Here is a 20,658-nt window from a genome sequence, read left to right as displayed (position 1 = left end):
GACGTGATTCTGGCACCCACCGCGCGCGACCTCGCCCGGATCAATGGCCTGCCCGATGCGACGATCACGGCGGAACTGCTGACCGACGTCCCCACGCGCGGCGAGAAGGCGGTACTGGTGACCGTCACGACCCAGGTGCCGATCATGCTGGCGAGGGGAATCGGCCTTGGCGGCAGCTATACGGTGGCGGCATCGGCGACGGCGCGACTGCAAGCGCCGGAGAGCATCGCGCCGTGCATCCTCGGCCTGACGTCGAGCGGGGATGCAGTGTCGACGTCGGGCGGGGCGACGATCGACGCCCCGGACTGCGCGATCGCCGGGATGGGCGACGTCAACAACGGCGGTTCGCGCATCGCCGCGAAGAACATCGTCTCGGGCGCGGGATCGGTCCGGAACAATTATGGCTCGATCGTTGCCGATGCGGTTCGGTACGCGGTCGATTTCGTCAGTCCGTCGTGGAACGGCAACGTCCCCGCCGCAGACAAACGTACCAAGGTGGCCACGACGATCGCCGATCCGTTGCAGGACAATCCGGAGATTACCGCCGCGCGTGCCCTGATCGGAACCTATGATCCGCCCGCCAGCATCGCCGATCCAGCGACACCCGCAGGGGAGGACTGGGTATTCGGCAGCGACTTCAGTCCCAATATCGCGCGCTATCGCCGCGGTACCGGGAATTACATCGTGCCGGCCGGGAAATATACGATCGGCGCATTGCGGATCACCGGCGATACGACCGTTACGTTCGAGAACCAGTCGACCATCACCATAGCGCGGGGCGTCACGATCGGCGGCGGTACGAAGGTCGACTTCGGCAACAGCGACGTCAGCGTCAATGGCGGGTTCGATGGTGCCGGCGTTACCTTCGGCAACGGCAACCTTTCGATCGGCAGCGGTGCGCTGGGTTTTTCGGGCACGAACCGCATCGGCGATGGCCGCGTTTCGATTGCTGGCGACCTGGCGTTGAAGGGCGGCACGACGCTGACCATCGGCAAGGGCGCGCACGCGTTCCGGTCGATTTCGATCGGCGGCGGCAGCTGGATGTGGGCTGGTGCCGGCAACACCGATGTCGTTGCCGGCATCGATATCGGCGGTGGTTCGACGCTGGCGTTGGGCGATGGCACCTATCGTATCGGGCGCGCCGCCAATGGCCGATCGATCGCACTTGCCGGAAGCGCGATCATGATCATGGGCGATGGCGCGTTCAGCGCGGGCGGCAGCGTCGCCAGCGAGGGTGGCAGCCGGCTGGTGTTCGGCAGGGCTGCCAACCACCGCATCAACGGCGACCTGAACGTCAAGGGTGCCGTGCTGTTCGGCGCGGGCCGGTACACGATTGCCGGTGATCTGGTGAACGGCACCGGCGGCACCACTTGGCCCTTTACGTCGGCCGTGACGAACCAGACGTATGGCACGCAGCTCGACGGCGTTTCGACGAGCGATGTCGACATGGCAGGGGTGAACGTGACCTTCGTCCTGTCGGGTACGCTCAACCTGAGCGGCGGCGCGCGCAGCAAGCTCCTGTCCTCACCGAATGGCACGACGGCGGGGACGATCACCAGCGTGCTCATCGACAGCGCGACATCGACCGCGACCACATGGGGCGGCGGGTCGGACAGCGTTTTCAGCGGCGTGGTCCACGTTCCGGGTTCCGATGTGACGATCAGCGGCGGCAATTCGACCCAGTCCGCCGGGCAATGTTTCATGCTGATCGCCAACCGGATCACCGCGTCGGGCGGCAGCACGTCGGGATCGACCTGTGTCGGCCTGCCGGGCGGGGGCGGGGGCGGGGGTGGCAGCTCCGGCCGCAACAAAGTCGAGCTGATCCGGTGAGGATCCTGCGCCGAATCTCCATTCGACGCGATCGGCGCGGCGTGGCGACGATCGAATTCGCGCTGCTGACGTGTTTCGTTTTTGCGATCCTGCTCGCTGCGCTCGATTTCGGTATGTTCTTCATTCAGCGCAGCAATCTGGGCGCGGGCGTCGCATCGGCCGCGGTGTACGGCTTCTCGAACGCGTCGACCGTTCCCTACGCCAGCCTGCCGGCGATGGTGTCGGCGGTCGCGGGTGCCCCGGTGGCGTCGGACGTGACGGTCACCATCGAATGCAATGACGGCAGTACACCATGCGTGAACCAGTCGCGGCAATGTGCCTGCCTGACCGATGCCGGTGGGTTTCGCGCGACGGCGACGTGTGGCGAAGCATGCACCGGCAGCGGCACGGGTGCGGTTTCCACATCCGGCTATTATCTGAAGGTGAAGGCCACCTATCAATACCGGCCGACCGTCGTCCCCCCCGATGTTTTCGGCGACACGACGCTGCAGCAATCGGCCGTGGTGCGGCTGCAATGACCGTTCGTACCCGAACCATCGCGTTCGCAACCGACGGGCGGGCCGCGACCGCCATCGAGTTTGCCCTGCTCGCCCCGGTTTTCCTCACCATGCTGTTCGGCATCATCGAAGGGTCGCGCTTCCTGTGGATCCGCCAGTCGCTGACCGAAGTCGCGTTCAGCACGGCGCGCTGCACTTCGGTCGGCACCGATTGCGACACGCCGACGCACCGCGTCGCCTTCGCCATCGCTCGCGCGCAAAGCTATGGGCAGGCGCTGACCGCGGCCGATATCGACGTGACATCGAACACGGTCTGCAACGCCACGCCGGGAATGGTGAAGGTAACGTTGTCGACCCGGTTCGATTCACCCGCAGCCGGTTTGCTGCCATCCATGCCTGCCGACGTGCATGGGCTCGGCTGTTATCCCGTCCTGAAGTCCTGAACGGGCGCGCCCGCGATAGGCCGTCGCCGTCGGTGCCGCCATCCGGTTACGACGATCAGCACGGCAAGCCGATCTTACGGTTGCCAATGCGGCCGGTACGCGGGGTCGAGACGCCGATCGATGAAATAGGCCGCGCTGATGAATGCCAGATGGGTCAGCGCCTGCGGAAAATTGCCGAGCGGCCGGCCAGCCCGATCGACCTCTTCGGAAAACAGGCCCAGCCCGTTGCCATAGGCCATGCCCTTGGCAAGCGTCGTCTGCGCCGCCTCCATCCGACCGGCGCGCGCCAGGCACTCGGCATACCAGAAGGTGCAGGTCGTGAACGCGCCCTCGCCACCCTCCAGCCCATCGGCGTTGCGATAGCGGTAGACGAGGCCGTCGTCGCGAAGCTGGTCGCCGATCGCGTCCAGCGTACGCAACCACACCGGATCGGTCGACGAGACGAAGCGAACCAGTGGCATCATCAGCAACGCCGCATCCAGTTCGCGCCCGCCACGCTCCTGCACGAAATAGCCGTGATCGGGATGCCGGAAATTCGTCCAGACATCCTCGACGATCGCGTCGCGGCATTCGGCCCAGACGACCAGCGGTGCCGGCAACGAGCGTTTCTTGGCCAGCCGGATCGCCCGGTCCAGCGCGACCCAGCACATCAACCGCGAATGCAGGAAGTGCCTCGGCTCCCCGCGCATCTCCCAGATACCGGCGTCCGGTTCCTGCCAATGCGCGATGACATGGTCGACGATGCCGCGCAGATGCTGCCAGCCGTCATGGCTGATCGCGGTCCCGTATTTGTTCGATAGATAGACGCTGTCGAGCAGCTCGCCGAAGATGTCGAGCTGGCTTTGTGCGTGCGCCGCGTTGCCGATGCGGACCGGACGGCTGCCGGCATAGCCCGCCAGATGCGGCAATTCCTGCTCGTCCGCCGCCTCCGATCCGTCGATCGCGTACATGATGCGGATCGGGTCGTCGGGCCCCGCTGCCATGACCCGGTCGGCGGCCCAGCGGTTGAACCGTTCGGCCTCGGCGACATAGCCGAGGCGCAGAAACGCATAGACGGTGAACGATGCATCGCGGATCCACGTCGCGCGATAATCCCAGTTCCGGCCCGCCCCGGTCGCCTCGGGCAAACCAAAGGTCGCGGCCGCCGCGATCGAGCCATGCCGCGCCGACGTCAGCAGCTTGAGCGCCAGCGCCGACCGCGTCATCGCCTCACGCCAGCGCCCGTCATAGGTGGATTGCGACGCCCAGCGCCGCCACGCATCGGTGGTCGCCGTGATATCGGCATCGACCAGATCGTCGCTCGGCCGCGACAGTCGATCCTCGCCGAGCAGGAACCACGCGCTCTGCCCGCGCTCCAGCGTGAAGTCGGCGCTGGCCGCATCGGCTTCGACGGTCAGCGGCACCGACGCGAACAGCCGCAACGCAAGGTCGCGACCGGCGAAGCGAATGCCGCCATCGACCGCCGCCACGCCGGGGATCTCGCGGGCATAGTCGAACCGCGGCGCACACCGGACCCGGAACCGGATCGACCCGCGCGTCACCGTCACCCGGCGGATCAGGCACCGGGCGTTGCAATCGGGATGCACGCGCGCGTCGGACAGCGGCATGAGGTCGCTGACCTCGGCGCTGCCATCCTCCGCCATCCACCGCGTCAGCAGCACATTGGTATCGGGCACATAGAGTTGCAGGTGCTGTGGCCGATCGAGCATCGGCACCAGCGTGAACGACCCGCCGTCTTCGGCGTCGAGCAGTTCGGCGAAGATCGTCGGGCTGTCGAGCGACGGCCAGCACAGATAGTCGATCGTCGCATCTCGCGCGACCAGTGCCGCCGTTTCCAGATCGCCGACGATGCCATGGTCGCCGATCGCGCGCAGCGGCTCAACCATGATCGCGCCCGTTGCGAGGGCGCATGGCTTCCGCCGCGCCGATCGCGACTGGATCGGCGTGCAGCGCGGCGGAATGAGACATGCGGCTCTCCTGTAATGCCGGGCGGCGCGTCAGGCGCCGGTCGGCGAGGCAGCGTTGACCGGTTCGGGTGCCGATACCGGGCGCAGCGTCTGTTCCTGCGCATCGGGGTCGATGCGCCGCGTGCGCGCCAGAGGCTCGATCGGTACCGGGCCGCCGGACCGCAGCGCCTCCACGATCGCCTCGATCACCAGCAGGTCGGCCAGCCCTTCCTCGCCATCGGGCTCGGGGGCACGATCGTTCAGGATGCAGTCGGAGAAATAGCGCAATTCGCCGCCGAACTGGTCGGTTTCCTTATAGGTCTTGTGCGACTGCTCCTCGCCGATCTGGCGATACTGCTCCAGCCCCTGCCCGAAACCGAAGGCGGGGTTCATCTCGATCGACCCCTTGGTCCCGGCGATGGTGAAGCTGTCGACGCTGTTGCCATAATAGCCGACGGTGAATTGCGCGAGCCGGTCGCCGGGCAGGCGCAGCGTTACCGCGATCGTATCGTCGAGATCGCCCAGTCCCGCTTCCGCATGGCGCACCCCCACGGCCGACACGACCTCGACCGGTTCGTCGCCGAACAGATAGCGAATCGCGTTGATCGGATAGGCCCCCATGTCGAACAGCGGCCCCGCCTCGATTCCGTTGGTCGCGCGGTGATTGGCGGGATCGACCATCTGGATGAAACAGGCGGTGAAGGCGACCAGATCGCCCAGTTCGCCCGCGCGGATGCGGCGGATAGCATCCAGCGTCGCCGGTTCGAAATGCAGGCGATAGGCGGTCATCAACTTGGCACCGCCACGCTCCGCCGCCGCGATCATCGCGCGCGCCTGGTCCGCCGAAACCTCGATCGGCTTCTCGCACAAGACATGGATGCCCGCCTCCAGCGCGGGCACCGCGAATTCGGCATGCCGCCAGTTCGGGGTCGCCAGATAGAGCGCGTCGATCGTGCCCGACTGAAGCAACTCGGGAAACTGTTCGTACGAATAGCGGGCGGCCACGCCGTACCGCTCGCCGAGTGCCCCCAGCTTTTCGGGATCGCCCGATACCAGCGCGGTCATCTCCGAATTGCCGGTATGGTCGACGCCGGGCATCAGCGCTTCCTGCGCGATATCGCCCAACCCGACGATCGCATAGCGCACCTTGCGTCCGCCCAGACCGAGTGCCGACATAATGCCCATAACTAACTCACCTGTCGTTTTACGAGCGTCGCAACCGCCTCAGGTGGTGCAATTGTTCCAATGGGCTGCCAAAGCGTCCGGGAGGAGCGGGCGGTCCGGTTCGGGGGCGGTGTTCGTCGGGCAGTTGGTCCACCTCGGCCTCCGTCAGAAGGCTGACGATCGGTTCTCGGTGCTTTCGCTTGCTTTCCTGCCTTCGAAGGAACGATTGCCACGCTCGGGTGGATGAAAGCAGGGGGGTGCCTCCGCGGCGGTCATCCGGGCGTACGGTTCCGGCCATCCACATCGCTCCGTACCTATCGGAACGGCGAGTTTCGTCGGGTATGGGCGGCCCGTCGTGCTTGACCCGTCTTCCCCGTCCGGAATAGTCAGCGGGGCAACGGCAACGGATGAGCATTCTGCAGGCGATGAATCAGGACAGCTCGGCCGACTTCGCCTTGACCTCCTTCGGCTTTACCGAACTGGAATCGCGGCTGTATTGCGAATTGCTCCGCACGGGTTCGGCGTCGGGATACCGGCTCGCCCAGCGTATCGGCAAGGCGGCGGCGAATGTCTATCAGGCGCTGAACAGCCTGACCCAGAAGGGGGCGGTACTGGTAAGCGACGATCTCGAGGACAAGCGGACCTACAGCCCGATTTCCCCGCAGCACCTGCTGAAGATGCTGCAGGAGTCGTTCGAGGAACGGCATGCCTCCGCGCTGGCGAAGCTGGAGGCGGTATACAAACCCCAGAGCGACGAACGCGTCTATTCGGTGCAGGGCGTGCAGCAAATCTTCGAGCGTGCCCGCGCTATGCTGGAATCGGCCAGGGAGATCGTGCTGATCGATTTCTTCCCGGAAATCTACGACCTGCTGCGCGACGAGGTCGAGGCGGTTCGCGCGCGGGGGGTCACCATCGCCGGGATCGCGTACCGGCCGGGCGATGCCGGACCGGACATGCCGCTGAACAGGGATGCGGCCGATCTGGTCTCCTCGCGCTGGCCGGGACTGGGACTGATCATCATCGTCGATGGCTGCCAGTATCTGGTCGCGCAATTGTCGCGTGACATGACGACGGTGCTGAACGGTGTCTGGACCGATAGCGTGTTTCTCAGCTGCATCTTTCATAGCGCCGTCGCCGCCGATATCCGGCTGGTCGCATTGCGCGCCGACGTATCCGATCCGTTGCGGCATCTGTCGTTACAAGGGTCGACACCGCCCGGCCTGAAGTCCTTGCTGAACGAGCAGGAGCGCTAAGAGTCCGTTTGAAAATGCGCCGTAGCGCACTTCTGCGGGCCAGCACCGCCTGCGAACCTCGCTCTACCACGAGTGTTCAAACAGACTCTAAGAAGCGCATAGGACGCCCCGTTTCCCGGCGGGGAGGGGGCGGTGACGAGCAACGTCACGAACCGGTTCTCGCCCGCGCCAGATGCCCGGCGGTGCTGAAGCACGAGCAGGCTCATCCATTACGCTGATCGACTATGACATCGATTGCGGCGAAGATCGCTTGCGTCGGGCAGGTGCTGCGCCTGTATCGCGACGATCGCCGCGCGCGATCTGGCGATGACGCTTGTCCACCCGGCCTTTGGTCCCGCCCGATGAAGCGACGGTGCCCGCCATATTGCAGTTGACAATCGGTTAGTAGTAATCGCTAATCATACTCGGTGAACGAAAGTATACTGTAGCCGCCCGTTCGTTGGTCCTTTTTTCCAAGGGGCCGAGCCAGGGGGGCGGCGGATCATCAACCGAACGGGGGGTTAATATCATGAGCACGTACAGCGTTGGATGGAGCGGCGGTCCAAGCTTGAAGATCGCTGGATGGTCCAAGGAAAATGACGCAGAATCGTTCAGCGGTGCCGATAGCCTGCTGAAGGCGGCCGCTGCGACGACCGATGCCACCTTCACGGCACCGGGCCTGACCGATCCAATCGCTGCCAATCAGTGGCACCTGGGCAAGCTCGGCGGCATCGCCAAGCTGTGGGAAGAATATACCGGCAAGGGCGTAAAGGTCGGCGTCTATGATTCCGGCATCGATACGCGGGTAGCGGAGATTGCCGCGAACTATGATGCCAGCAACGAAGTCGTCGTCGATGGCGTGCGCTACAACGGGACCTACCGGCCGATCGCCGGGCCCCACGGCACCGCCGTTGCCGGGTTGATCGCGGCGGCCCGTGACGGCGAAGGCACGGTCGGAATCGCGTATGATGCGAAGATCACCGGGATCAATATCTTCGATCCCTATTCGGGGGGCAAGCTCGACCCCGGCATCTTCATCAACGTCGAGGATCAGACCCGTTTCCTCAGTGCGTTCGCGCAGGGCAACAAGTTCGACATCACGAATCATAGCTGGGGCGGCGAACCGTCGCACTTCCCCACCGCGAACCGCGCGTTGGAAGGCAGCCGCGCGGCGTTGTTGATCGATGCACTCGAAAGCACCGCTGCTACCGGACGCGGTGGTCTGGGTACCATCGCCGTCAAGGCGGCGGGCAATTACGGCACCATCCTGAACAACGATCCGACGCCCTATGGCGTGGACGGCGAAGGGGAATCCGTGTCGACGGACCGGCACTGGATTTCGGTGGCCGCCTATCGCGAAGCGGATGGTTTCGCATCGGCCTATAGCGCGCGGGGCGCGCAACTGCTGATCAGCGCGCCGTCCAGCGACTATCGCAACGTCGGCGGCACCGGAATATGGTCGAGCGATGCCAAGGGATATGAGGGGTATAACCTTACCAGCGATCCGGGCGGCGACCTGGACTATACCGATGATTTCGGAGGAACGTCGGCGGCCACGCCGATCACCAGCGGTGTGATCGCCCTGATGCTCGACGCGAACGACCAGTTGGGCTGGCGCGATGTGAAGGATATTCTCGCCGCATCGGCCACGCTTCCGGTGGCGTTCGATACCGGGCCGGTTTCCACGACGATCGAAACCAATGGACGCCCCCTCACCGTGTCCTTCAACGAGGACCGGTTCAAGGTGACCGGTGCAGAAGCCGGCTCCGTCAATGGCGGCGGGCATCATTACAGCACCGATTATGGCTATGGCGCGCTGAACGCCTTCAACGCGGTCCGGATGGCCGAAGTGTGGAGCCTGTTCGGAACCGCCAAGACGTCGGCAAATGAAGTCGTTTCCTCGACGTCGGTCGCATTCAATACGCCCGTCGTCCTGCCCGAGTTCGTGTTCAACCCGGAAACCGGCAACAGCAGCGTGAAAACGACGCCCACGGTATTCAAGATCAACGTGACGGAAGATGTTAATATCGAGCATCTCGATGTTTTCTTCAGCTATTCGACGCCCGAAGCATTTTTGAACTACACCCGGGCATTCGATATCATCGTGACCTCGCCGACGGGCGTCAGCTACAATGTGAGCATGGCCTCCGAGCCAAGCAATTTCGGTCCGGGCAAAAACGGTCCCGGCACCGAAGTGATCGGGCTTGCAGGATTCCGGGGCGAAACGTCGGTCGGGGAGTGGACGGTCACGTTCACCGATCCGGTCCTCGACTTTCAGTCGATCATGAACAGCATCAAACTGAACTTCTTCGGAGCAGCCGTCACGAACGACGACCTGTACAGTTACACCGATGAATTCTTCACGATGGCAGCGGTTGCCGGCGAGAGCGGCCGCACCATGCTGGTCGATCGCGACGGTGGCATCGACTGGATCAACGCCGCTGCGGTGACGAGCGACGTCGTCCTGAACCTGGCCGGCAATGGCGGAGGTGCCAGCTTCGGCGACCAGAAGGCGTTCGCCATCGGTCGCGGTACGGTCATCGAAAACGCCGTTACCGGTGACGGCAACGACACGTTGACCGGCAACGGCACCGCCAACAAGCTGTACGGCATGCGGGGTAGCGACAAGCTGTTCGGCCAGGGCGGCGACGACCTGCTCGACGGCGGCGCGGCCAACGATTGGCTCGATGGCGGCAAGGGCAATGACGTGCTGACCGGTGGTGCCGGCAACGACGTCTTCTTCTTCGATAACAAGGGAACGTCGGGCTTCGACCGCATCACTGATTTCTCGAAGGGTGACCGTCTGTTGGTCAACCGTGCGCTGCGCGACGGGAATGGCGACGGCATCATCACCTTCGGCAAGGACGGTGTGCTCAACCTCGACGCATCCAGTCGCGGCGACCGGGTGCAGCTCGACGGCGTCGATCCGGCGTCCGGGTTGAAGTTCGTCGGGATGAACGACGGGTATTACGTCTATGTCCTGAATGACGCGACGGCCGGACTACACGGCTGATCGAACGGGCCGCGCCGGACGTTCCGGCGCGGCCAAGCAGTGCCGGGAACAGTTTTTAACGCGTGTGCGGATCACGCCGTGGCAGTATTTGCCTGTCGAACGTCGAACAATGCGATCCGCCGCTACCCACGCTGCCCGGCGACCGGCATGTTCGACGCCATGCTGTAAACGCTGGCTGATGCGGTCGACCGCGACGGCGCGGGACAGCGCTGCTCCCATGTCGAAGGCGTACCCATCGGCCGCCTGCATTGCCGACTTCACCGCCCCGGCGGCGCATCGACGGTCGCTTCGATCGCGCGGTCGTTGGCAAAACCATGCCCAATGGGATGCGCCGGCTGGCGGCCGAGTAGGGTAGGCCGAGGGTGTGCCGTGTACTTGCAAGCCATCCGGTCCGGTTCGCTCCTTGACCAGTCGTCGCAGGCGACCTGGCTATTCGTACGGATGCAGGCGCGCTTCCCGCTGTCGCTGCGGAACGTCGACGACCTGTTGTTCGAGCGCGGCCTCTACGCGCAAGCGTCATGGCACGCCGGAAGCGATCGCAACCGATGGGCTGTGGTCCTGCCGTGTGGCGATGAAGGAGCTCGGCAACGCGGGCGAACAGGATGTCAGCTGCCGGGCAGGACACGGTTCGCGTTACACGGACAGCGCCCCATCGACCTGATACCTGGCCGAGCACCTCTATCCGACCGGTGATAGGAGCGTCCGTATGGCGGGTCGCAGAGTCCGAAACGGACTGCCCCGACCGCGCCTTTGTCAAAGGCGACCAGCATCCTGGCTACCACCGCTACCGCAAGATGTCCGGCGCACGACGCCTCCCGACCACCGTAGCAACGCGGATCATCGCATACAAAAAAAGGGCCGCGACAGAAGTCGCGACCCCATTCTCAGGAGAGGAGGGTAGGTCAGAGCGTCAGGCGGGCGCTCACTTGGAACTGGCGATCGCTCTTGAAGTACGAACGTGGTGCTTCCTGGCCTTCGTCGTTCAGTACGAACGTAGTCCGCGTGGTCGCATCGAGCAGGTTCTGGACCTGGACGCCGATCTTGAACTGCGGATTGACCGTGTAGAACAGCGATGCGTCCATCTGCCCGGTTGCCAGCGCATAGACCGGCAGGAACGGGAAGCAGCAGTCGCGATTGGTCAGCAGATACTTCGACCGCCAGCTATACGCGACACGCGCATAGACACCGGCCAGATCGTAGAAGGCCGAGACGTTGAAGTTGTACTTCGACAGCTGCGACAGCGGCAGGTTGTCGTACAGCCCCGCAACGTCGAGCGGCGGACGGTTGCCGTCCTCGGGCCGGTTGTCCGGCACTGCATTCGGGATCTTGCCTGCATCGATATAGGTGAAGGTGGCCTGCGACCCCAGTCCGCGCAGTGCGCCGGGCAGGAAGTCGTAGGTCTGCTGGTACGACAGCTCCGCACCCTTGATGTCGGCATTGCCGGGCACGTTGACCGGGCCGTTGATCGTCGCGGCAAAGGTCTGGCCGTTGTTCGTGAAGCTGCGGCTATACCCGAAATTGTCGAGGACGATGTTCGACAGCTGCTTGTAGAACACCGCCGCGGTCAGCGAGCCCACCTTGGCGAAATACCATTCGGCGGTCACGTCGACTTGCTTGGCGTCGATCGGCTTCAGGAACGGGTTCCGCGAATTGGCACTGAAGCCGTAGATGCCGGTCGTGTTCGCCGACGACGGGTTGAGCCCGACGAAGTTGCGCAGGTCGGTGAAGCCCGGCCGCGAGATCGCCTTCGATGCCGCAAGGCGGAACAGCAGCTGCGAGTTGGGCTGGAACTTGATGTTCAGGCTCGGCAGCCACTTGTCGAAAGACTGGCTTGCGACGTCGGAGGCGTTGCCGCTGTTCGAGAAGGCGACGATCGCCGCCTGCTGGGCCGCGGACACCGTACAGATCGGGCGGACCTGGTTGTTGGTGTTCGGGCTGGCGCAGAACGCGGCGACGGTCGGGAACCCGCCCAGCGTATTGGCGATGTTCGGGAAGGTGGTGCCACCGAACGACTGGTCCTCGGTGTGGACGAAGCGCACGCCGATGTTACCCGACACATTGCCCTCGCCGCCGCCAATGTTGTCGACGCCGAAGTCGAGACGGGCATAGCCGGAATAGGTCTTCTCAGTGATGCGATAGACCTCGCTCGGCCGGAAGAAGCCGTCGATCAGGTTGGCACCGCGATCCTCCAGCGGAGTATAGCCGCCGCCGCCCTGGCGGGTGGCGGTACGCAACAGCGCGGTGAGCGCGTCATGGTTGGTAAGGACGCCGTCCTGAATGCCCCAGACTACCGGCGGCTGGACCGCTTCGCCGCGATAGAAGTCGGCGAAGTTGACCGGCGTCATGCTGTCACGATACCGATCGACGGTTGCAAGGCCCGAGGTCCAGGTGTCCGACACCGCGCCCCAGTTGTTGTAGTCGTTCGCCTTCACCGTCTGGTCGCGGGTGGTGTAGCGGCCACCGACGCGAACCTTGCGCAGGAACGAGTCTTCCGACACGTCATATTGCGCATCGGCGCGGAACGCCCATTCGTCGCCGTCGCTATGCGTGCGGTTATTCATCGCATCGCGAATGAAGGTGTTGGTCTGGCTCGCGAAATACGGACCGATAGCCTGGTTGCCCGGCGGGACCAGCGTGATCTGCGGCACGTCGCCGCGCCCGTCGATGTTGACGCCGCTGAAGGTCGCCAGTTCGACCACGTCGTCCGAATCGCGTGCCTTCGAATAGACATACTGCCCATCGAAGTTCAGGTGCAGGCGGTCGGTCGGGTCCCACTTGACGTTCAGCGACTGGTCCTGCGTGAACCCGTCGGTTTGGAAATAGCGGTTGCCGAGCGTCGTGTACTGACCGCCGAACTGCTTGATCAGCGTCCCGCTGGTGAACAGGCCGTCGTCGTTATAGGTCGGCTGGCTGAAGGTCTGTCCGGCAACCGGCGCGAACGAGTTATAGCCTTGCGGGAAGATCTGGTTCGCATCGCCGTAATAGACGTTGGGTTCGACGGTACGGTCGAGCCAGCTCTGCGACGATTCGGCGCGCAGGAACTGTGCGGTGACCAACAGGCTGCGCGACGCGTTCTCATACTGCGCTGCGCCCGAATAGCCGACGCGCTTGCGGTCGAATTCCTGCATGCGCATGCCCGCGCCCAGCGGCACGTACACGGAGTCGCGACCCGCCGGCACCGGATAGCGGTCCCACAGCGTCGACTGGTACGGCGTACCCGGGTTCAGGATGCGGCCTTCGCTGCCATCCTGCTGGCCGTTCTGGTTGGTGTCGTCGTTGAAGCGCGGCAGGAACGACGAATAGAATACCGAGTCCGACCGGCTGCGCTGCCGGTTGTAGCTGCCGCTGGCCATGATGCCGAATCGGCCGCCACTCGGGATGTCCCACTGCTTCGAGAACAGGCCGACCACCGCCGGCTCGCTGCGGCCGTTATAGTCGCCATAGTTGACGCTACCCGACAGGTAGATCAGCGTTTCCTTGGTATCGAACGGCTTGCGGGTGTTGATGTTGACCGAACCCGAAATGCCGCCTTCGATCATGTCGGCGGTCAGGTTCTTGTACACCTCGACCGATCCGACCAGTTCGGTCGGCACGTCGTTGAAGCCGATCTCGCGACCGCCGCTGACGCCGAAGCTGTCGCGGCCGTTGAATTCGCCACGGACATAGGAAAGGCCTCGGATGGTAACGCCCGACCCTTCGACCGAAAAGTGTGCGGTGTCGGTCGCAGCGGCAAAGCGGGTGATCGCGACGCCCGGTACGCGCTGCAGCGCTTCGTTGACCGACCGGTCGGGAAGCGCGCCGATATCCTCGGCGGTAATCGCGTCGACAACGGTGTCAGCATTGCGCTTGATCGACTGCGCGTTCGCCAGCGACTGGCGCAGGCCGGTGACAACGATGTCATCGCCGCTCGCCTGATCGGCTGCCGGGGTCTGGACGTCCGCTACCGTGACGTTCGATTGCTCGGGAGCGGACTGGTTGTCGATCGACATGCTGCCCGAAACCGGACGCTTGCCCGCGCCGGCACCGGCCGGAACCGAATTGTCGGTTTGCGACGTATCCGTCTGCGGTGTCGACTGGTCGTCGCGCGATGCCGGCGCAACCGTCGTCTGCGCCATCGCGCCCGTCGCTGCCAGCTGCACCGCGACCGTCAGCGCCAGCAACGACGCCGTCGTGCCCAGCCGCTTGCGCGTATTCAAACCATTCATGGCGAATTGCTTCCCCATCACGCTTCCTCTCCCCGGACGTCCCATTGGCGGGACTCAACCTTGTACGCTCGATGACGACGAACGATTTCTCTCGCTAGTTACCTCAATTCGGCAACACAACAGAAATATTGCAAGTTGCTTTAATTAAGGATGATCGCCAATCCACTGTGGCACTACGGCGACACTTGTGAGACGGAGCGGCATGAAACAGGGAGAGGGGCGCAAGGTCCGGGTCGTCGTCGTCGGTGGTGGCACCGCCGGATGGATGACCGCTGCCGGACTCGTCGGCCTGCTGCCGGCGGCGTGCGACGTGACGCTGGTCGAATCGGAAGCGATCGGCATTGTCGGGGTCGGCGAGGCGACTTTGCCGCATCTGCGCCTCTACCTCGAACGGCTCGGCATCGACGAGCGTGCGTTCATGGCCGCGACCGACGCGACCTATAAGCTCGGCATCGAGTTTCGCGATTTCGGCCGGATCGGCGACCGTTATATCCATCCGTTCGGCAACTATGGCCGTCCGCTCGCCGGGGTCGCCTTTCACCATTACTGGTTGCGGCGCGACCGGGCCGGCGCGGTACCGCCGATCGGTGCCTTTTCCGCCGGGGTGGTCGCCGCCGAACGCCGCCGCTTCGAACGCCCCGGCAACGATCCGGGCGATCCGACGACGTCGTTCGGCTATGCCTATCAGTTCGATGCGACCCGCTTCGCCCCGTTCCTGCGCGACTGGGCCGAGGCGCGCGGGGTGACCCGGATCGAGGGCCGGATCGTCGGTGCCGACCGCCAGGGCGACAGCGTCGCGGCGGTCGAGCTGGACGACGGTCGCCGGATCGAGGGGGACTTGTTCGTCGACTGTTCGGGCTTTCGCTCGCTGCTGCTCGGCGAAACGCTCGCGGAGCCGTGGGAGGACTGGTCGCACTGGTTGCCCTGCGACCGTGCGGTCGCCGTCCCCTGCGCCAGCCCGTCCGGCCCGATCGAACCCTATACGCGGGCAACGGCCATGCCGGCCGGATGGCGCTGGCGCATTCCGCTGCGCCACCGGGTCGGCAATGGCTATGTCTATGCCAGCGCCCACTGCAGCGACGACGAAGCCGTCGCCGCGCTGCTCGCGGGCCTTGATGGCGAACCGCTTGCCGACCCGCGCCCGTTGCGGTTCAGGGCCGGACGCCGTCGCCGCAGTTGGAGCGGCAATGTCGTTGCGGTGGGTCTCGCCTCGGGCTTTCTGGAACCGCTCGAATCGACGAGCATCTATCTGGTGCAGGCGGCGATCACGTCGCTGATCGAGCATTTCCCCGACACCCGCGTCGCGCCAGCCGATCGCGACGGCTTCAACGCCGCGATCGATGCCGAATATGACCGCATCCGCGACTTCCTGATCCTGCACTATCATGCGACCGAGCGCGCCGATTCGCCCTTCTGGAATCATGTGCGCACGATGACGATCCCCGACACGCTGGCCGACAAGCTGGCCTTGTGGCGCGGCAGTGCGCAGGTCGCCCGCTATGGCCATGGTCTGTTTCTCGAACCCAGCTGGGTCGCGGTCTATCTCGGTCAGCGGGTCGTGCCCACCGGTTGGGACCCGCGCGCCGACCAGCCCGACGCGGCCGGCCTCGACCGGGCACTCGGCTCGTTGGCACAGGCGATCGCCGACCGGGTCAGGGCGATGCCCGGCCATGACGCGGCACTCGGCCTGTGACCGGCAACGTCCGCCAGCAGCTGCGGTCGGTCGCGGTCGTCGGCGGCGGCCCGGTCGCGCTGATCGCCGCGGTCGCCTTTGCCCAGGCGCTTCCCAGTGCCACGATCACGCTCGTTCCCGCGCCCGTCGCCCCCGACGCACTGGCCGACCGCTTCCCGATCGCGCTGCCCGCCACCCATGACCTGTTGGCGACGCTCGGTCTGCCACCCGAACGGTTGCTGGCAAAGGACATCGCCCGTCCGCGCCTCGCCACCCGGTTCGATGCGTGGAGCCGCGATGGCGGCGCGTGGATGGTCGGGGAGGACAGTGCCGCGACCCTTCCCGAAGGACGGCTGCACGCTGTCTGGCTTCGCGCGCATGGGCCTCGTCGCTTCCACGACCTGATCCCCGCCTGCGTCGCCGGGAGCGCGGGTATCGTCGATCCGCGTATCGAGCCGGCATTGCAGCTTGACCCCGGCCGGTTCGCGCAGGTGCTGGGCAGCATCGCCGGTCAGGCCGGTGTGCGTCCGGTCGCCGCGTTCGGGGCGTTCGACGGCGACCGGTTGGCGCTACACGACGGCACATCTGTCACCGCTGATCTGTTCATCGACGCCAGCGGCCCGCCGCGCCTGTTGAGCCGTGGCGCACCATTCGAGGATTGGGCAGCGACGCTCCCGGCCACGCGTCTGACGGTGTCGCCACCGATCGCCGATCCCGGTCCGATCGACCGGTATCGCGCTACCCCGACCGGCTGGACCGCCGATTGGCCGGGCGCGACGGTGACCGCCGGCCATGGCGGCGACGGCATCGCGATCGCGCCGGGTCGGCTGATCGCGCCGTTCGATGGCAAGGTGCTCGCCATCGGCGATGCCGCGGTCCAGCCGGGGCCGCTCGGCCGGATGGGTTTCACCCTCGCGCTGACCCAATTGGCGCTGATCCGCGAACTTATGCCCGCCCGCGACCCCGAACCGCTGCTGGTCGCCGAAATCAACCGGCGCGCCGGCGAACGGGCCGACCGGTTGCGCGATTTCCTTGCGGCGCACTATCATGGCGGCGGCCGCACCACCGGGCCGTTCTGGCACCGTCTCGACCGGCATCCCCGTCCGGCGTCGCTCGATCGCCTGCTCACGCAGTTCGCCCGTCGCGGCCAGATCGTCACCGACGACGAGGAAACCGTGTCGCGTGACGCATGGCTTGCCGTGCTGTTGGGGCAGGGGATACGCCCCGAACGACCCGATCCGGTTGCGCTGTCGCTTTCGCCCGTCGAAGCCGCCCGCGCGATCGACACGCTTGCCACGCGCCTTGCCGCGCTGGAGTTTCCATCATGACCGATCCGATTCGCACTGTCGTCATCATCGGCGGCGGTACCGCCGGCTGGATGACCGCCGCCGCCGCCGGCCGCTATCTCGACGATGGCCAGCGGCGTATCACGCTGGTCGAATCCGACGCGATCGGCACGGTCGGCGTGGGCGAGGCGACCATTCCGTCGATCCTGAACTTCAACAAGCTGCTCGGCATCGACGAAGTCGAGTTCCTGCGCGAAACGCGCGGCAGCTTCAAACTGGGCATCGAGTTCACCGGCTGGCACACCGCCGATAGCCGCTATTTTCACCCCTTCGGCAACTTCGGTCGCGATATCGAGGGGGTCAATTTCCACCAGCTCTGGGCAAAGCTGAAGGGGCAGGCCGGCATCGGCCCGATCGGCGATTATTCGCCGGCGACCGTCGCCGCGCGCGCCAATGCGTTCGGCCCGCCGCATCCCGACCTGCGATCGCCGCTGTCGGGCATCGCCCATGCCTATCATATCGACGCCACCCTCTATGCCCGGTTCCTGCGCCGCCGCGCCGAAGCGGACGGCGTCGCCCGCATCGAAGGGCGCATCGTCGCCGTCGAGCATCGCGATAACGGCCATGTCGCCGCCGTCCAACTGGACGATGGCCGCCGGGTCGAGGGCGACCTGTTCATCGACTGCTCGGGCTTTCGCAGCCTGTTGCTGGGTGAGGCGATGGGGGTGGGGTTCGAGGACTGGTCGCACTGGCTGCCCTGCGACCGTGCCATTGCCGTGCCCACCGAACGCACCGAACCGGTGCTGCCCTATACCCGCGCGACGGCTCATGCCGCCGGCTGGCAATGGCGCATCCCGTTGCAGCATCGCACCGGCAACGGCGTGGTCTATGCCAGCCGCTACATGGACGACGATACGGCGGAGGCGCTGCTGCTAAGCCGCCTCGACGCCGCGCCCACCGCGACCCCGCGTCGCTTGTCGTTCACCGCCGGGCGGCGCGATGCGATGTGGGCGGGCAATGTCGTCGCGATCGGCCTGTCGGGCGGGTTCCTCGAACCGCTCGAATCTACCAGCATCCACCTGATCCAGCAGGGGATATCGAAACTGTTCGCGCTGTTCCCCGATCGCGGCTTCTCACCCGTCGAGCGCGACGAATATAACCGGCAGATGGCGGATAACTACCGGTCGGTCCGCGACTTCATCATCCTCCATTATCATGCGACCGCGCGCGACGATTCCCCGTTCTGGAACCATGTGCGCACCATGGACGTCCCCGACAGCCTGACCCGCAAGATCGAGCTGTTCCGGCAAAAGGGCCGCATCTTCCGCTACGAGGACGAATTGTTCGCGACGCCCAGTTGGGTCGCGGTGCTGCTGGGGCAGGGGGTCGAACCGGTCGGGTACGATCCGGTGGCCGACGCGCTCGATGAGGAACGCTTGCTCCCGGCGATCCGCCAGATGCGTAGCGCGACGGCGGCGGCGGTCGCGACCCTGCCGCAACATGGCGCGGTGCTGACGCGGCTGAAATGACCGGGGCCAGACCCGGTGGTCGCGCCCGACCGACTGGCCGCGCGCGGAGCATGATCCGGACGCGACCGTCCGAAGCGTTCTGCTGGTCGCCCGCGGCCACGCTTGATCCCGATGGGGCTTGGTGGTTGTTAGGGGCATGACCCCGTTACCGCCATCGCCCCCCTCTGCCCGGTGGCATCCCCGTCTGGTCGAGGCAGCATTGGCGTTGCACGACAATCGCCTCGGTGAGGCGGAACCGCTGCTGCGCCAGCATCTGAAGGCCGATCCGTTCGACGCGCGCGCGATTCGCATGCTGGCCGAACTCGCCGGGCGGATCGGGCGCTACAAGGATGCCGAGACGCTGTTGCGCCGCGCGCTGGAGCTGTCGCCGGTGTTCCACGCGGCGCGCGCCAATCTGGCGATCGTGCTGTATCGCCTGAACCGTCCCATGGAGGCGATCGCTGAACTCGACCTGTTGCTGGAGGAAGAGCCCGACCATGTCGGCCACGCCAATCTGAAGGCGGCGGCGCTCGGGCGGATCGGCGGATTCGACGAAGCGATCGCGCTGTACGAAACCGTGCTGCGCGATGCGCCCGATCAGCCGCGGGTGTGGATGAGCTATGGTCATATGCTCAAGACCGTCGGGCGACAGGCGGACGGCGTTGCCGCCTATCGCCGGGCCGTCGCGATCACGCCTTCGCTGGGTGAGGTGTGGTGGAGCCTCGCCAACCTGAAGACGGTCGCGTTCGACGACGCCGACATTGCTACGCTGACGGCGGCGCTGGCGCGCGACGATGTCAGCGTCGAGGATCGCTTCCACCTCGACTTCGCGCTGGGCAAGGCGTTCGAGGATCGCCGCCGGGCGCAGGAAGCGTTCGCGCATTACGATGCGGGCAACCGGCTGCGGCGGACGCAGATCGTCTATGATGCGGAGGAGACGCGGCGCTTCGTCGACGACAGCGTCGCGACCTTCGACACGGCGCTCATCGCCGCACGCGCCGGGCAGGGATCGACGGCATCCGATCCGATCTTCGTGCTAGGCATGCCGCGGTCCGGATCGACGCTGATCGAACAGATCCTGTCGAGCCATTCGCTGGTCGAGGGGACGTCGGAATTGCCCGATGTGCCAGCGCTCGCCCGTGCCGTCGCCGACTATCCCGCCGGGCTCGCCGCCCTTGACGGTGCGCAGTTGCGGGCGATGGGAGACGACTATCTGCGGCGTGCTGCGGTGCAACGGCGGACCGACCGGCCGTTCTTCATCGACAAGCTGCCCAACAACTGGGCGCATTTGCCGCTGATCCTGTTGATGCTGCCAAATGCCCGCGTGATCGATGCCCGCCGCCATCCGCTCGGCTGCTGTTTTTCGAACTACAAACAGCATTTCGCACGGGGTCAGGCGTTCAGCTACGACCTGACCGATATGGGGTGCTATTACCGCGACTATGTCCGGCTGATGGCGCATATCGACCGGGTCGCGCCGGGCCGCGTGCACCGGGTGTTCTACGAACAAATGGTCGACGATACCGAGGCGGAGGTCCGTCGTTTGCTGAAGGCGTGCAGCCTCGATTGGGAACCGGCCTGCCTGTCGTTTCACGAAACGCGGCGGCCGGTGCGGACCGCCAGTTCCGAGCAGGTTCGCCAACCAATCTATCGCGACGGGACGCAGGCATGGAAGCCGTTCGATCCATGGCTAGGCCCGCTGCGCGACAGCCTCGGCGACGTGCTGACCGCCTATCCGGCCGTGCCGGCATTCGATGGATCGTTAAGAGCAGCGTTGTAAAACTGTCACGCTGCACCTGCGAAATGATTCTGCGGACCGCGGCGTGTTGACGGTCAGGGCGCTGTAGTTAACCTTGCGTAAC

12 protein-coding genes are annotated in these 20,658 nt (G+C 65.3%); 9 read left to right on the top strand and 3 right to left on the bottom strand.

All coding sequences use genetic code 11. From position 1 onward, the window contains the following. The first annotated feature begins 3 nt into the window (after positions 1-3). Genes ASE50_RS04435 through ASE50_RS04425 form a run of 3 tightly spaced genes read left to right on the top strand, consistent with a single transcriptional unit; the run spans position 4 to position 2,770 of the window. Positions 4-1,830, top strand: a complete 1,827-nt coding sequence (locus tag ASE50_RS04435) for a hypothetical protein (protein ID WP_414881749.1) — start codon at positions 4-6, stop codon at positions 1,828-1,830. Between the two features lie 41 nt (positions 1,831-1,871). Further along, positions 1,872-2,348 (top strand): TadE family protein, encoded by a 477-nt coding sequence (locus ASE50_RS18940; RefSeq protein WP_056396183.1) that lies wholly within the window; start codon positions 1,872-1,874, stop codon positions 2,346-2,348. Then, on the top strand, positions 2,345-2,770 hold the full coding sequence (locus ASE50_RS04425) for a TadE/TadG family type IV pilus assembly protein (RefSeq protein ID WP_056396180.1): 426 nt from the start codon (positions 2,345-2,347) through the stop codon (positions 2,768-2,770). Before ASE50_RS18940 ends, ASE50_RS04425 begins: the two co-directional genes overlap by 4 nt. A gap of 74 nt (positions 2,771-2,844) precedes the next feature. Here the strand turns inward: ASE50_RS04425 and ASE50_RS04420 are convergent, their stop codons facing one another. Together ASE50_RS04420 and ASE50_RS04415 are read right to left on the bottom strand one after the other, a co-directional pair. Then, positions 2,845-4,656 carry a glycoside hydrolase family 15 protein gene (locus tag ASE50_RS04420; protein WP_056396178.1) on the bottom strand — a complete coding sequence of 604 codons (1,812 nt, stop codon included), beginning with the start codon at positions 4,654-4,656 and terminating at the stop codon, positions 2,845-2,847. Positions 4,657-4,767: 111 nt separating this feature from the next. Continuing rightward, on the bottom strand, positions 4,768-5,892 hold the full coding sequence (locus ASE50_RS04415; RefSeq protein ID WP_235512152.1) for a Gfo/Idh/MocA family protein: 1,125 nt from the start codon (positions 5,890-5,892) through the stop codon (positions 4,768-4,770). A 395-nt stretch (positions 5,893-6,287) separates the two neighbouring features. Here ASE50_RS04415 and ASE50_RS04410 point away from each other — a divergent pair, with 395 nt between their 5' ends. Both ASE50_RS04410 and ASE50_RS19375 read left to right on the top strand, forming a co-directional pair. Next, the gene (locus tag ASE50_RS04410; RefSeq protein WP_056396167.1) at positions 6,288-7,133 is read left to right on the top strand and encodes a TrmB family transcriptional regulator; all 846 of its coding nucleotides are present in this window, start codon (positions 6,288-6,290) and stop codon (positions 7,131-7,133) included. A 547-nt stretch (positions 7,134-7,680) separates the two neighbouring features. Next, positions 7,681-10,125: a S8 family serine peptidase gene (locus ASE50_RS19375; RefSeq protein WP_056396164.1), complete on the top strand. Its 2,445-nt coding sequence runs from the start codon at positions 7,681-7,683 to the stop codon at positions 10,123-10,125. Between the two features lie 902 nt (positions 10,126-11,027). On the opposite strand, the gene ASE50_RS04400 is transcribed toward ASE50_RS19375, so the two are convergent. After that, the gene (locus tag ASE50_RS04400; RefSeq protein ID WP_156347296.1) at positions 11,028-14,330 is read right to left on the bottom strand and encodes a TonB-dependent receptor; all 3,303 of its coding nucleotides are present in this window, start codon (positions 14,328-14,330) and stop codon (positions 11,028-11,030) included. A 202-nt stretch (positions 14,331-14,532) separates the two neighbouring features. Between ASE50_RS04400 and ASE50_RS04395 the strand changes: the two genes are divergently transcribed. From ASE50_RS04395 to ASE50_RS04380, 4 genes are all read left to right on the top strand, one after another. Next, positions 14,533-16,023 carry a tryptophan halogenase family protein gene (locus tag ASE50_RS04395; RefSeq protein ID WP_056396157.1) on the top strand — a complete coding sequence of 497 codons (1,491 nt, stop codon included), beginning with the start codon at positions 14,533-14,535 and terminating at the stop codon, positions 16,021-16,023. Continuing rightward, a complete protein-coding gene (locus tag ASE50_RS04390; protein WP_056396154.1) occupies positions 16,020-17,330 on the top strand; it encodes a tryptophan 7-halogenase in 1,311 nt (436 codons plus the stop codon). Before ASE50_RS04395 ends, ASE50_RS04390 begins: the two co-directional genes overlap by 4 nt. Beyond that, positions 17,327-18,817, top strand: coding sequence for a tryptophan halogenase family protein (locus tag ASE50_RS04385; protein ID WP_056396151.1), 1,491 nt, complete (start codon positions 17,327-17,329; stop codon positions 18,815-18,817). The genes ASE50_RS04390 and ASE50_RS04385 overlap by 4 nt, the downstream gene beginning before the upstream one ends. A 136-nt stretch (positions 18,818-18,953) precedes the next feature. Then, complete coding sequence (locus tag ASE50_RS04380) at positions 18,954-20,576, top strand: tetratricopeptide repeat-containing sulfotransferase family protein (RefSeq protein WP_056396148.1); 1,623 nt, start codon at positions 18,954-18,956, stop codon at positions 20,574-20,576. Positions 20,577-20,658 lie beyond the last annotated feature (82 nt).

Source organism: Sphingomonas sp. Leaf5 (assembly GCF_001421155.1).
In the GTDB taxonomy this organism is placed as follows: Bacteria; Pseudomonadota; Alphaproteobacteria; order Sphingomonadales; family Sphingomonadaceae; genus Sphingomonas.
Note: the sequence above shows the minus strand (reverse complement) of the source record. Positions and strands in the feature narration are given on the sequence as shown.

Bases quoted from the DNA above. Each gene is read 5' to 3' on its own strand.
- ASE50_RS04425 (WP_056396180.1), top strand. From the start codon at position 2,345: ATGACCGTTCGTACCCGAACCATCGCGTTCGCAACCGACGGGCGGGCC.
- ASE50_RS04420 (WP_056396178.1), bottom strand. From the start codon at position 4,656: ATGGTTGAGCCGCTGCGCGCGATCGGCGACCATGGCATCGTCGGCGAT.
- ASE50_RS04415 (WP_235512152.1), bottom strand. From the start codon at position 5,892: ATGTCGGCACTCGGTCTGGGCGGACGCAAGGTGCGCTATGCGATCGTC.
- ASE50_RS04410 (WP_056396167.1), top strand. From the start codon at position 6,288: ATGAGCATTCTGCAGGCGATGAATCAGGACAGCTCGGCCGACTTCGCC.
- ASE50_RS04400 (WP_156347296.1), bottom strand. From the start codon at position 14,330: ATGAATGGTTTGAATACGCGCAAGCGGCTGGGCACGACGGCGTCGTTG.
- ASE50_RS04395 (WP_056396157.1), top strand. From the start codon at position 14,533: ATGAAACAGGGAGAGGGGCGCAAGGTCCGGGTCGTCGTCGTCGGTGGT.
- ASE50_RS04385 (WP_056396151.1), top strand. From the start codon at position 17,327: ATGACCGATCCGATTCGCACTGTCGTCATCATCGGCGGCGGTACCGCC.
- ASE50_RS04380 (WP_056396148.1), top strand. From the start codon at position 18,954: ATGACCCCGTTACCGCCATCGCCCCCCTCTGCCCGGTGGCATCCCCGT.